This window comes from Pelagibacterium sp. (assembly GCF_965249125.1).
GTDB lineage: Bacteria > Pseudomonadota > Alphaproteobacteria > Rhizobiales > Devosiaceae > Pelagibacterium.
Genome location: NZ_OZ252217.1, coordinates 1463666 through 1476967, shown reverse-complemented (window position 1 = coordinate 1476967; position 13302 = coordinate 1463666). Strand labels below are relative to the sequence as shown.

The window sequence follows — 13302 nt, the reverse complement described above, 5'->3', positions numbered from 1 at the left end:
TCTAGAGCGAGAAATCGGTGCTCACGAGGTCGTGGGTTCCCTTGATGCTGATCTTGAAGTCAGCGTCACTGCCGTTGCCCAAATTGCCTTCCACGATTGTGTAACCGCCGTCCTCTCGGGTTTCGTGGGTAACCAGCAATTGGCCGACCCCGGCGACCTGCGCACCATTGACCAGCGTGAAGGCCTGATTTCCGGCCGTTCCCATATCGGCGTCGATGGCGCTGAGATCGAGCTTGTCGCCGGCCTCAAACCCCACGATGGTGTCTCCGTCCGCGGCAGCAGCCGAGCCGAAGACGAAGATGTCCTGCCCGGTGCCGCCGTCGATAACGTTGACGGCCGTGCTGGCGGTTATGGTGTCGTTGCCCGCCCCTGTGACGACATTCTCTATCCCCCAGAGTGTGTCCGAGCCCGTCTCGCTGCTGACGGCTCTGCCATAGCCGCCGAGGCCCGTTCCAAGGTCCACAGTGACATCGGCGGATACCGAGGACATGTCCAGGGTATCGATCCCGCTGCCGCCGTTGATCTCGTCGCCGAAATAGGCGTCGTCGCCGTCATCCGCCGAGGCCACAATGCGGTCATTGCCGGCTCCGGCGACGACCGTGTCGTTGCCGCTGCCACCATTGACGAGATCGTCCCCGGCGTCGGCGAAAATGCGATCGTCACCGTCCTCGCCGTATAGGAGGTCGGCATCATCGCCGCCTAGGATCGTGTCGTTCCCGGCACCGCCGAAAATTGAATCCTCACCAGCCCAACCGGCGATGAAGTCGGCGCCATCGCCCCCAAGCAGCACATCGGCTCCCGCGAGCCCGACAATCACATCATCGCCGCTGAAGCCAATCAGATGATCGGCAAGCGCCGTACCGGTCAGGACGTCATTTTCGACCGTACCGATCCGGACATATGCGGGAACCTCTGCTGCTCCATCCTCGACGGGATCACCCGCCTCGTCCACCACATCGCCGATTTGCGGCGACTGGCCCGGAGCTGGCGTATAGCTGACCGAATGGGTGCCATTGCTCATGGTGACGACACCATTTTCGTCCACTGTCGTCACATAGTCCGCGAGCACGGCGCCCGCCGGGAATTCTATGATATCCTGGTCGCGCAGGGCACCGATGATGGTGTCCTGTCCGCCATTGGACTTGAAGACTATGCGGTGCTCCGAACCGAGGGACGAAATGTCGATGGTATCATCGCCCGCGGTGCCGTCGATCGTGATGGTGTTCAGGTTAAGACTGGTTTCGGTGAAATCACCGAAAACCGCGATGGTATCGCCGCTGGCCACGCCGCCGCCCGATCCACCGGGCGAAGAGACGGTCAGCGTGTTGACCACAAGTTCCTCGATTTCGGACAGCTGGGCGATGATGACTGCCGCCCCGGCTCCGACCGCCCTGGTAATGACGATCTCGGCACTGCCGGTATAGCCGATATTGGCGATAGCCGCGTTGCGTGTGTAGATGTTGAAGGTTTCCGTGCCCGCGCCACCGGTGATCTGGAATACGTCGCCTCCAGCTCCCTCGGTTCCGCCATTGACGATGTCGCTGCCGCTGCCGGGAGACCAGACAATGGTGTCGTCGCCGGCCCCGCCGTGGATCCCGTCATTGCCACCACCTCCATTGATGGTGTCGTTGCCGTCGAAGCCCAGAAGAATTTGGGCGCCCGGACCGCTCGATAGCGGGTTGTCGGCACCGTTGGTGCCATTGATGATCGAGAAGATCTGCCCACCGAAATTGAGACGTTCCATATTGGTGAGCGTGTCAACGCCGTCGGTTCCCACGGTGTCGGTCACAACGATGCCACCGGTACCGTTGAGCGCGATGTCGTAATCGAAGAGCGATCCGGCAAAGAACGCAGTGTCGATGCCGTCGCCGCCATCGATCGCGTCATTGCCTTCTCCGCCGATCATGGTGTCGTTGCCGATGCCGCCATTGAGCGTATCGTTGCCTTCACCGCCATCCAGCGTATCCGGACCGGCCTCACCTTCCAGGATGTCATCGCCAAGTCCACCAGACATCTGGTCGCTGCCTCCGCTGCCAAACATGGTGTCGCTGCCCTCGCCGCCATCCATGATGTCGTTGCCACCATTTCCGGTCATCGTATCGTTGCCAAGGCCGCCATCCATAGTGTCCGATCCGCCGCCGCCGACCAGCGTGTCGTCACCGGCTCCTCCCGAAATCGCGTCGGCTTGCGCCCCACCATGAATGAAGTCATTGCCACCTTCGCCCGACAGCGTATCGGTTCCGCCGAAACCGTAGACGTAATCCTCGCCCTCGGTACCGCTGAAGACATTGGCCGCCGCGTTACCGTTGACGAAGGCTCCGACCACGCTTGTCGGTTCGGAAATGACCGTTTCAAGCGTGCCAAGACCGTCGGTGAAGGTCACCACCAACCGCAACTGCATGTTGATTTCGCCGGCCGTCGGCGTGAAGGAGTCCGAGGTTGCGCCCCCTATGTCATTCCAGGTCGTTCCATCAAGCGAGGATTGCCATTGAAAGGCAAAGACACCCAACCCGTTGAGGTCGTTGATGCCGGACGTGTCCGCCATCAGGTTCATTGTCTGTGTCGGCGTCGTATCGCTGATGACGGGCACTCCGGTTGCCGCGACATTGAGCGAGAAATCCTGATCGGCAAAACGCAGGATTTCGACATGTCGCAACGTGTCGGTACCGTCGGACTCGAGCCCGTCGGTAACGTCCACATGAGTGACCGTGATGGTGCCGTCGGGATTGAAGTCGATGTCATAGTTCTCCATCACGTCGCCAAACACCGCGACGTCGAGATCGCTCGTCCCGTCGGCCTGCCGAATGGTGCGAACAATCGAGAGCTGGCCGGGATTGAGTTCGCCCGAGAACATGCGCTGGGCCAGCGTGGTCATCGAATTGTGCAGCTCGAGCGGTTCGCCCGTGTGATCGGTGTCGCCGACGGCGAACACGCCGATCTGCACATCGAGCCATTTGTCGCCATCGATGATGTCGTCGCCCATCTGGCCTTTCATGACGTCGCTGCCGGCACCGCCGAGAATGATGTCACCAGCGCTGAACTCGGTGACCCCTGCCCCAAGGACCTCCTGGAGCCCGGCGATCAGGGCGATGGATTCGGCGTCAATCGCGCTACCGCGATAGCCCTCCGGGCCACCCAACGGGTTGGTGACGGGATCGAACGGCAGACGGTCTTCGGCAAGCAGATTGGTCCCGGTCAGGATGTCGTCGTGCGCTGAGCCTGACAGCCCTTCGACCGACTGGTATTCGTCAAGCGCCGCGTTTCCCGGTATTATGGGAGCTTCGTCGAAGACGATAGGAAGCGAGAGATCGGCATTCACCGCAAAGGTGCTGTCCTTGTAGGTCGCCCAGTCCCAGCCGGACATGCCGGCCATCTTGCCGCGACCCGGGCTGCCGACAAAAATGTCGTCGCCCCCTTCGCCGATGAACTCGTCAAACCCGCCGTCGCCGAGGAACACATCGTGTCCGTCGATGTCGTCATGCGCGAATATCTCGTCGAAATTGTCGCCGGGTGCACCATCGAACGTGCCCGTTTCGATCCAGTCGTTGCCCTCATTGCCAAGGATGCGCTCGGCGTTCTTGTTGCCATAGATGAAGTCGTTGCCTTCCCCGGCAAACACTTCCGAGCCCTCATCGGTGCCCAGGAACACGAAGTCCTGGCCAGGGCCTGCGAGCACGAGGTCGAGACCCGGACCGGCGTGGATGACGTCGTTGCCGGCGCCGCCCTTGATGTTGTCGTCGCCGCCGCTGTCGGTGATGATGTCGTCGCCGTCGCCACCATTGATGATGTCGTTGCCGAAGCCGCCCTCGAGCCGGTCGTCGCCACCGTCTCCGTAGAGCGTGTCGTCACCGATCCCGCCAATGATGATGTCGTTGCCGCTCGGGTTGGACGCATTGCCCGGATCGGTACCGCCGAGCACCACATGGTCGCCACCCGTGTATCGCAGATAATTGGTATCGGCACCCGGTGTAGCGGGATTGTTGCGAACGACCAGAGGCGTCAGGATGCCTCCACCAGCCGGGTCCGCATTGGTATCGACAACGTCGTCGAGGCTTTCGTCGATGCCGACGGTCAGCGGATCGTCGCCCAGGACGCCGTCGGCGCCCGGCAGATACACGCCGGTATCGGGATTGAACTGCCGCGTCTGATCGACCTCGAGGATGAATCCCGGCGTCGAAAAGACGTCAGAAGGCAGGTGTGCAGCGTCGGTATTGCGCATGATCATGCCGGCAAAGGAGTTGTTCTCCATTTCGCCGAACAGGTGCAGGCCGTCGAGGCGCTGCAGGTAATAGAAGCGATCCCCGCTCTGCAGATTTTCCATCTGCACTTCGAAGACGAAGTTGAACGTGGCGCCGAGCATGCCGCCGAACGGCATGATCTCTTCAGCGAGCCCGCCGATCCACAGATCGACATTTTCCAGGCCCCCCAGATCGTCGGCATACTCGCCCAAACCGTAGAGAAAATCCTGCGCATCGGGCGGAGGCGCGATCATACGATCGACAATCCCGTCGCCGTCGTCATCGACCCCCTGTTCGGTGCCGAAGATGATGGCCATTGAAGCGGCGCGCTTGCCGTCCACAGTGGCTTCGCCCGTTATCAGGTCATGGGTGCCGTATGCCGCAATGAAGTTGATGATCGAGGCTTCATGTTTGAGATGCCCCGCGTAGTCGACCCAGCTTTCATAGGGCTTCAGGCGCACGTCCTGATTGGTTGCTTCATAGAAGCTGCGGCGGGCCTCGTTAAGGGAAGGAACACCGGTATCCCGGCCACGGGCGAGGTTGATGGTCGCCAGATCGAGCGGCAGACCCAGGAGATTGTTGCGCAGGGCGCTGGTGACGAACTCGTCGATTTCGTTGCCCACCTGCCGGGTCATGCCGCGGATGATCGCGCCGGCGGCAACCTCGTCCGGAATGGTCGAACCCGGTCCCGTGAACGCCGTCGGATTGAGGAAGCCTTGAATCAGGCTGATATGATTGGGGACGAATTCGGGGCTGAATTGATCGATCGATTCCGTCAGCATCGAGTGCCCAAACCGATAGACCACATGCGCGAACTCGGCCACGATCGAAGGATCGAGGGTGACATCGAAGCCGTCGGGAACCAGAAACGCGTTGATCGTCGGCTGCACCTTGCGGGCGAATTCCTCGAAGACGAGGTGCTGGTATTGCATTTCGGTGCCGAACTTGGCCGCCTGGAACACCCGCTCGCCGTTCCAGGCCAACCCGTCTGGCGATGCCGGAACCGTGTCGACCGGATCGGTCAGCCATTCGTTGATGAAGTCCAGATCGCCCGTTGCGATCACCATTTCCTTGGTGTGCTCGGCCAGCCGGTTATGTTCAGCATGAAAGACATGGTGAACGGCGGTCAGTCCGACATTCTCGTTGGCACGGCCGTCACCGGCGATAAAGTGCGCATCGAGAAGTTCGTCGTCATAGAACCCGTCTTCGGGGATATTGCCGCCGATTTCGGTATCACCATCCTCCAGGCCGTCCGGTACGGCCGTGTGCGCGATATCGACCAGAAAGGCGCTATTGGTACGTACGGCACCAACAACGGTCGGATCCACCGGAGCACCGATGACGCCCTCCACGACAATGTCGTCGCTGGTATTGGGTATGCCGTCCGCGCCAAGCCCGACCACCAGTTGCGGCATGCCGTTGGCGCCCGGAATAAAATTGCCATACGGATCGGTGCGCAGCAGCGGCACCGTGGCCACGTCGAGATCGGTCAGCAAGATGCCGAGCACATCTGCGGCCTGCGCCTTGAGCTCGGCCCATGTCGCCATGCCGCCATTGGCCCCCTCGATCAGCCTGCCGGTTGCAACCGGACCGTTGGGTCCCGCTTCGTATTCGCGCAGGAACACCTGATGGGAGGGATGCGAGGTATAGGTCTGGTTCTGGTCGACGAACGGAGTCGTGGTGTTGATGGGCCCGACATTGTCCGCGGACTCATCGACTGCGGTCAACGGATCGTCGACCATGATGCCATCGGGCCCAGGCCCTCTTGTGGCGCGGGTCAGCACCATGAAATTGGTCGGACTGCCCTCGACATAAAGCGGATCATCGGGCTGCAGCGGGATCATCACCGTGCCGCTGCCACCCTTGTTGACCAGATCGAGCCCGTGGTCGAAGAACTGCCCGAACAGCGTGAACCACGAGTTGAAGGGCGCCGACAGGCCCTCGTCGGGCGCAACGTTTGGAATGTGCAGGTTTGCACCATCCATCGCAATGCCATTGGTATCGAGCAATTCGTTGAGACCGCCGGGCACACTGGCCGCCGCATCGAGCGCGGCCTGCGCGTTCGCCAGGTCAAGCGCTGCGTCCTCGGCCGCCTGCTGGAGCGCGGCGTTGCCGGGATTGGCCGCGGCGGCAGCGGCGGCCGAAGCCTCGACACGCGCCGCCTCGGCAACGTCTATGAACAGGGAGCGCAGCGGCGCATATGCCGCCGAAATCTGCTGGGTAATGACCAATCCCGGGTCATCCACGCCAGCCGCCTCCAGCGCCGTCAGAATGGCCGCCGGATTGCCCAGGGTCTGGTCCACGATCAAATTGGAGATGATGCGGACCGAAGGATCGATAACGTCGCCGGGCGTGGCGTTCGGGCCGGGGCCATCCGCATCGACACCGGGCGTATAGGTCATCTCGAACGGTATCGGCGCCATCGGTCCCGGTCCGTCGAAGTCGACCATGGCCGTAACCGTGCGATATTGCGGCTCCATCAGCTCGGGAAATTCCCGATCCGCCGAACCCCAGGTCTCCTGGCCCGGAAGCAAATGGTTGTATGTACCGTCGACGGTCCGCAGGCCCCAGGCGATATTGTAGGCTGGAATGGAGGCCGGATTTGCATTCAGGCTCTCGCCGAACAGCGGTGCTCCGTCCGCCCCATCCGTCTCCAGATAGAGGGCGTGCGCTTCGGAAATCTTGATCTGTTTGAGGATGAATTCCAGATCGCTTCTGATGTAGCTAACCATTGTCGCTCTCCGTTCCGGCCGAACAGCCATTCGCTGGTGCCCCTGGCCGGCTTGGCGCAGGTGACACGTTAATTTGGGACTGCTAGTGTCGCGTCCGATTGCGATCGGCGTAAGCTACGATAGTCGAGCGAAGTGATGAGACGTCCGGTCCCACCAACGATGCGACCAAAGGGACAAATTCGATGGGACCTTGGTCTCACTTGAAATCCTTGCCCCGATGGTTCCGCGGGCTCAGCCTCTCGGCTCAGTTCCTGCTCGTAGGCGGCGGTGCGCTGTGTGTCAGCATGGCCATTCTCGGCAGCTGGATCACCAGCGGCATTTCCGCCAGCACCCTCGACAGCGCCGCAAAATCAAGCTCGGTGTTCGTGGAGACCTTTCTTGAGCCGGCGGTTCAGGATCTGTCGCCGGACGGCGTCATGGCGCCCGCGCAGATTGCGCGACTGGACCGGCTGCTGGCCGACACCCCACTCGGAGAACGCCTGATTTCGGTCAAGGTCTGGCGGCCCGACGGGACCATCGTCTACAGCACCAACAAAGACCTGATCGGGCGGCAGTTCGACGCGTCCGATGTGGCCATGGCCGCCGGTGGCGAAATCGTTGCCTCTTATGACACGCTCGACAATCGGGAAGGGGCAACCGAGCGCGCCACCGGGTTACCGCTCATCGAAATCTACGCACCGCTGCGCAGCCTTGAGGGAGGCGAGATCGTCGCGGTAGGCGAATATTACGAACACGCGCCATGGTTCGCCGACAACCTGGAGCGAACTCGGATCTCGACCTGGGCCGTGGTCGGCGCCACCACCGCCGGCATGATCGGCATCTTGTTCCTGCTGGTTCTGCGGGGCAGTTCGATAATCACCAGCCAGCGAAAACAACTGGACCTCCGCATCGCCGAGGCGGACCTGATGGCCACCCAGAACGAAAGCCTGAGGGCGGTCGCCGATAAGGCCCGCCTCGATGCCAGCGAGGCCAACGAACAGCTTCTCGCCAGCATAGGCGCCGATCTGCACGACGGCCCGATTCAGATGCTGAGCCTGCTGACGCTGCGCCTCTCCGCCGAGGAGGAAGCAGACGAAAACGCTGTCCAGCCCACCGGCGACGGCGCCCGGCTCGCGCAAAGCGTTCTAAGGGAACTGCGCACGATTTCCGCAGGGCTCGTGCTTCCGGAAATCGCCAGCACCGATCTGCGCGGCGCGCTACAACTGGCAGTCCTCCGTCATGAGGGCCTTACAGGAAGGCAGGTTGACGCGCACTTTGCCAAACTGCCGAAAACCTCGCCGCTGCCGCTCAAGACCTGTGCATACCGCGTGGTGCAGGAAGCGCTCAGCAATGCCTACAAGCATGCCGGAGAGGCGCACACCGAGGTGCGTGCGACGGTCTCGGACGGAACGCTGCGCATCACTGTATCGGATACCGGACCGGGAATGCCCGCCGAGGAGAGAGTTGTGGACGGACGGGAGCAACTCGGGCTCGCGGGCATCCGCAACAGGGTCAATGCGCTCAAGGGAGAGTTTTACATCGAACCGCTCAAGGGCGGCGGCACCAGCATGAACGTGCTGCTGCCGATAGATCCCTAGAGCGTGCCCAGATAAAGTGGATACCGCTTTATCGGTTCGGACACGCGACAAAACAAAGGTTTAGAGACAAGGATTTGATTCAATCAAATCCTGCACAGCTCTAGCTGACTGCCATTGGCTGTTGGCTGGGCTTGAACTGTGCAAGCTTCTGGGCCTGCATGGCGACCTCGACGCGATTGCGCGCGTGGAGCTTCTGCATCAGATTGGTCATGTAGCGCTTGACCGTCTTTTCGCTGATGGAAAGGCTGCAGGCAATCTCGCGATTGGTGCGTGCCTGGAGCAGATAGGCCACGATCTGGCGCTCGCGCACGCTCAGATCGACTCCGCGATCAGCACTTTCCTGCCGCGTACGGTTGCGCAGGCCGCTGAGAACCTGGCTGGCATAGAGCTTGGTAATATACATCTCCCCACGCATCACCGAACTCACGGCTTCGAACAGCTCACCGAATGTGGCGCCCTTCAGCACGAACCCGGTCGCCCCCGCCTCGAGCGCGCGCATGGCGGAGTCAACGCTTGAGAATGCGGTGAAGACAACGATCTTTGTGAAATCGGATTTTCTCACGATCTCTGTCATGACCGAGAAGACATCCCCAGGCATGCTCAGATCCATAAAGAGGATCTGTGGATGGTAAACGTCGACAATATTTCGGGCATCGTTGGCCGACGAGCCCGATGCGACCACGCTGAACTGCCCTTTGTTGGTAAAGAGGGTCTTCATGCCCTCCAGTAAGATCGGGTGGTCATCAACGAAAGCAATACTGACCTTTTCTTCCGTCATTATTTCGCCCCTCGCCCCCTCAGATTAATCCAAATTAGATGCGAGGTTTTTCGGCCATAATGATTATTGTCAAAAACCGGGGGGAACTTTCGTGTCTGTCAACGTACTGCTGCAGCGCGAACCATAGAGCGTGTCGAGCAAAAGCATGTCCTCGACCCGATCGGGGATGGAAACGTTTTGCGGTTCGGACGTGCGACGAAACAAGGACATAGAGCCGTTGCAGCGATTCCGCGAACCGCTGCAACGGCTCTGAAACAAGACATTTAGGCCCCAGCGCCGCCAGTTCAACCGTTCCGGCCCAATCGTTTAAACGTGCTGATCGAACAGGATGGCGTTGCCGTCCGGATCCATCAGTGTGAAACTGCCCGGCCCGCTGCCAGCCTCGTCCACCTCCTGCTCCAGGGGTACGCCGGCGCTCTTGAGTTTTTTCTGGATATCACGGATGTCGGTAAAATCTCCGACCGGCTGCGCATTGCTATCCCAGCCAGGGTTAAACGTCAGGATATTGTTCTCGAACATTCCCTGAAAAAGGCCGATCACCGCCGTCGGCGACTTCATGATAAGCCAGCCCTGCGCGGCATCACCGTGGAAAACCTCAAATCCGAGCTTTTCGTAAAAGGCACGCGAGGCCGCTATGTCCTTGACCGCCAGGCTGACCGAAAATGCTCCCAACTGCATCTGTTTCCCTCCTTTTAGCAAACAGGTCGCGCCTGCAATTTTTGTCACACAAGACAACAGGCGCCAGACCGGCCCCGATTGTGCCACACCATCGGCCTTCCCGCTGCGAAAAAACTTGTCCCCGCCCCTCATGCCATTCTCGCTTCACGACCGCACCAGGGCGAGGTTGCAAACGAGCTTCCGGTGAGGACGGGATTGGAGAAGGGGGAGCATGGGTCCGAGCCTTGGGACCGCATCGGAGTGTTTCCAGAAAAAGTGGTTGCCACTTTTTCGGTTCGGGAACACGACCAAATAAGCTCCCTCTAGGCACTCCGGTCCCAACCGATAGGTCGGTCCGGGTCCGATGGGGATCGCCCCAGCGGAGGCCCAAACGTCATAAGCGCCGGACGCGCGAACCGGCCGCCTGATCCTCGATGCGGGACTGGCGCGATTGCTACCACCGTCGTACTTCCGAAAGGGAGAAGGGATTGACCCTAGCCTTCTGAAGGGCGACTAAGCCAAGAACCCCGGAGTGAGAAGCGGTTCAGCAAAGCTGAATGAAAGGCTCCAGTGGAGCCTTTCAAGTGCCGAACGCCCAAAGCGCTACGCGCGACGGCAGGGCGAAGCTGGCTTCGCTTGACTATACAACTACGGATGAAGCTTGCTTCGCCCTTCACCGCCCATTCGGGCGCCATTATATAAACCGGGGCCTATGGCCGTCGGACGCTTTCGCGCGTCCTACACTTCGGAGATGATCCAGCACGCCCTGCCCCGCCGCCCGTCCCGTCGCAAGGCAGGCCGAGAGCAGATACCCGCCGGTCGGCGCTTCCCAGTCGAGCATTTCTCCGGCCACGAACACACCCGGCAGCTTTTTCAGCATCAGCCGCTCGTCCGCTTCGCTCCAGTCAACGCCCCCGGCCGCCGATATCGCCTCGTCCATGGGCCGCGCCCGGGCCAGCGGCACCGCCAGGGCCTTGATCGCCCCGGCAAGCGCCGCCGGGTTCGCGCGCACCGCCTCACTCGTCAGCTCCCGCACCAGCCCGGCCTTCACTCCATCCAGCCCAGCGCCCTTGCGCAGACGATTGGCGAAGCTGGCCTTTTTCGGCTGCCGCGCCAGATCGCCCGCGATCCGTTCCAGCGCCCGCCCCGGCGCGAGATCGAGCACCAGTGCCGCGCTTCCAAGCTTCAATTGATCCCGCAGCCGCGCCGATTGCGCATAGACCAGCGAGCCCTCTACCCCATGCCGGGAGATCACGAACTCGCCCGGCTGCCCCTCAACCGAAACCGCCTTCACCGGCGCCCCGGCAAATCGTTCGATGAAGTGGGAGCTCCAGGCCACATCGAACCCGCAATTTGCCGGCTTGAATGGCGTCACGGCAATGCCTCGCGCTTCAAGCCACGGCACCCATGCCGCGTCCGACCCCAGCCGCGCCCAGCTCGCCCCGCCCAACGCAAGCACCACCGCATCGAAATGCTCATGGACAACGCCCCCGGGCGCCTCGAACGTCAAAGCCTCGCCGTCGAACCCGGTCCAGCGATGCCGCGTCCGAATGGCAACGCCCTGCTCGGCCAACCGCTCAAGCCATGCCCGCAGCAGCGGCGAAGCTTTCATCGCCCTGGGAAACACCCGGCCCGACGAACCCACAAACGTCTCGCTCCCCAGTCCCGCCGCCCATTCGCGCACCGCCCCATTGTCAAAACCTGAAAGGATAGGCTCCAATCGCTTCCGCGCCGCCCCGAACCGGGAAAAGAAATCCCCCATAGCTTCCGCGTGGGTTAGGTTCAGCCCGGACTTGCCCGCCATCAGCAGTTTGCGTCCAACGGTTGGCATTCCCTCCCAAATGGTCACGGGATATCCGGCCCCCGAGATCACCTCGGCCGCCATCAGCCCCGCGGGGCCGCCCCCGATGATTGCAATACGCTTGTCCATGGCCTGCCCAGAACACCCTTTCGCCACCGCTGTCAAACCGCTAGTTTTGGCGTTCAACCTGAGTCATTCCCAAAACAAAGAAGACCCATCATGTCCGACTCGCGTTCAAACGCTCCCGTCAACGAGGAGAAGCTCGACAAGCTCGCCCAGGTCGCCGTTCACACCGGCCTCGGGCTCGAGGCCGGTCAGGATCTGCTCATCACCGCCCCGCTTTCGGCCCTGCCGCTCGTGCGCAAGATCACCGAGCAAGCCTACAAGGCCGGCGCCGGGCTGGTGACCACCATGTATTCCGACGAAGAAGCCACCCTCGCCCGCTACAAGCACGCCAACGACGACGCCTTCGACCATGCCGCCGACTGGCTCTACGAAGGCATGGCCAAGGCCTTTGGCTCCAATACCGCCCGCCTCGCCATTTCCGGTGACAACCCCATGATGCTGGCCGAGCAGGACCCCGAAAAGGTTTCCCGCGCCAACCGCGCCAATTCAAAAGCCTATAAGCCCGCCATCAAGAAGATCACGGGCTTTGAGATCAACTGGAACATCGTTTCCTACCCCAATCCCAAATGGGCCAAACTGGTCTTCCCCGACCTTGGGGAGGATGAAGCCGTAGCCAAATTGGCCGATGCCATTTTCGCCGCCTCCCGCGTCGATCAGGCCGATCCGGTCGATGCCTGGAAAAAGCACAACGCGGAAATCCACGCCCGCCGTGACTGGCTCAACGAAATGAAGTTCCGCGACCTGCATTTCACTGCTCCCGGCACCGACCTCATCGTCGGCCTTGCGGACGATCACGAATGGGCCGGCGGCGCCTCGCTCGCCAAGAACGGCATTACCTGCAATCCCAACATTCCCACCGAAGAGGTCTTCACAACCCCGCACGCCCGCCGCGTCAACGGCGTCGTGCGCTCCACCAAGCCGCTCTCGCACAATGGCTCGGTCATCGAAGATATCGAGATGGTGTTCAAGGATGGCGTTGCCGTCGAGGTCCGTGCCTCCAAAGGCGAAAACGTCTGGAACAAGGTCCTCGACACCGACGAGGGCGGTCGTCGCCTGGGTGAAGTGGCGCTCGTGCCCCACTCCTCGCCGATCAGCCAGTCGGGCGTTTTGTTCTACAACACGCTGTTTGACGAAAACGCCGCCTGCCACATCGCCATGGGCCAGTGCTACACCGAATGCTTTGTCGATGGCGACAAGCTGACCGAAGAGCAGGTCACCGAGAAGGGCGGCAATTCGAGCCTCATCCACATCGACTGGATGATCGGATCGGGCGAAATGGACATCGACGGCATCACCCAGGACGGCGAACGCGTTCCCGTCTTCCGCAAGGGCGAATGGGCCAACTGATCCAGAGCGCGGCAAACACGATACAAGAGAGGGCCGGGCTTATCCC

The 13302-nt window shown here is 61.3% G+C and carries 6 protein-coding genes; 2 read left to right on the top strand and 4 right to left on the bottom strand.

Features of this window, described 5'->3' with window-relative positions; translation table 11 throughout:
• Position 1 precedes the first annotated feature (1 nt).
• A complete protein-coding gene (locus ACP148_RS07335; protein ID WP_421950284.1) occupies positions 2–6970 on the bottom strand; it encodes a peroxidase family protein in 6969 nt (2322 codons plus the stop codon).
• A 284-nt stretch (positions 6971–7254) separates the two neighbouring features.
• Here ACP148_RS07335 and ACP148_RS07330 point away from each other — a divergent pair, with 284 nt between their 5' ends.
• Positions 7255–8547 (top strand): sensor histidine kinase, encoded by a 1293-nt coding sequence (locus ACP148_RS07330; protein ID WP_421950283.1) that lies wholly within the window; start codon positions 7255–7257, stop codon positions 8545–8547.
• Positions 8548–8647: 100 nt separating this feature from the next.
• On the opposite strand, the gene ACP148_RS07325 is transcribed toward ACP148_RS07330, so the two are convergent.
• The 3 genes from ACP148_RS07325 to ACP148_RS07315 all read right to left on the bottom strand — a co-directional run bounded on the left by ACP148_RS07325 (position 8648) and on the right by ACP148_RS07315 (position 11912).
• The gene (locus tag ACP148_RS07325; RefSeq protein ID WP_421950282.1) at positions 8648–9325 is read right to left on the bottom strand and encodes a response regulator; all 678 of its coding nucleotides are present in this window, start codon (positions 9323–9325) and stop codon (positions 8648–8650) included.
• 306 nt (positions 9326–9631) lie between these two features.
• Positions 9632–10135, bottom strand: coding sequence for a VOC family protein (locus ACP148_RS07320; RefSeq protein ID WP_421950281.1), 504 nt, complete (start codon positions 10133–10135; stop codon positions 9632–9634).
• A gap of 541 nt (positions 10136–10676) precedes the next feature.
• On the bottom strand, positions 10677–11912 hold the full coding sequence (locus tag ACP148_RS07315) for a TIGR03862 family flavoprotein (RefSeq protein ID WP_421950280.1): 1236 nt from the start codon (positions 11910–11912) through the stop codon (positions 10677–10679).
• A gap of 90 nt (positions 11913–12002) precedes the next feature.
• On the opposite strand from ACP148_RS07315, the gene ACP148_RS07310 reads away from it, so the two are divergent.
• Positions 12003–13256, top strand: coding sequence for an aminopeptidase (locus ACP148_RS07310; RefSeq protein WP_421950279.1), 1254 nt, complete (start codon positions 12003–12005; stop codon positions 13254–13256).
• The last annotated feature ends 46 nt before the right edge of the window (positions 13257–13302 follow it).

Excerpts from the sequence above, each read along its gene's own strand:
- ACP148_RS07335 (WP_421950284.1), bottom strand. The coding sequence starts at position 6,970 with ATGGTTAGCTACATCAGAAGCGATCTGGAATTCATCCTCAAACAGATC.
- ACP148_RS07330 (WP_421950283.1), top strand. The coding sequence starts at position 7,255 with ATGGCCATTCTCGGCAGCTGGATCACCAGCGGCATTTCCGCCAGCACC.
- ACP148_RS07325 (WP_421950282.1), bottom strand. The coding sequence starts at position 9,325 with ATGACGGAAGAAAAGGTCAGTATTGCTTTCGTTGATGACCACCCGATC.
- ACP148_RS07320 (WP_421950281.1), bottom strand. The coding sequence starts at position 10,135 with ATGAGGGGCGGGGACAAGTTTTTTCGCAGCGGGAAGGCCGATGGTGTG.
- ACP148_RS07315 (WP_421950280.1), bottom strand. The coding sequence starts at position 11,912 with ATGGACAAGCGTATTGCAATCATCGGGGGCGGCCCCGCGGGGCTGATG.
- ACP148_RS07310 (WP_421950279.1), top strand. The coding sequence starts at position 12,003 with ATGTCCGACTCGCGTTCAAACGCTCCCGTCAACGAGGAGAAGCTCGAC.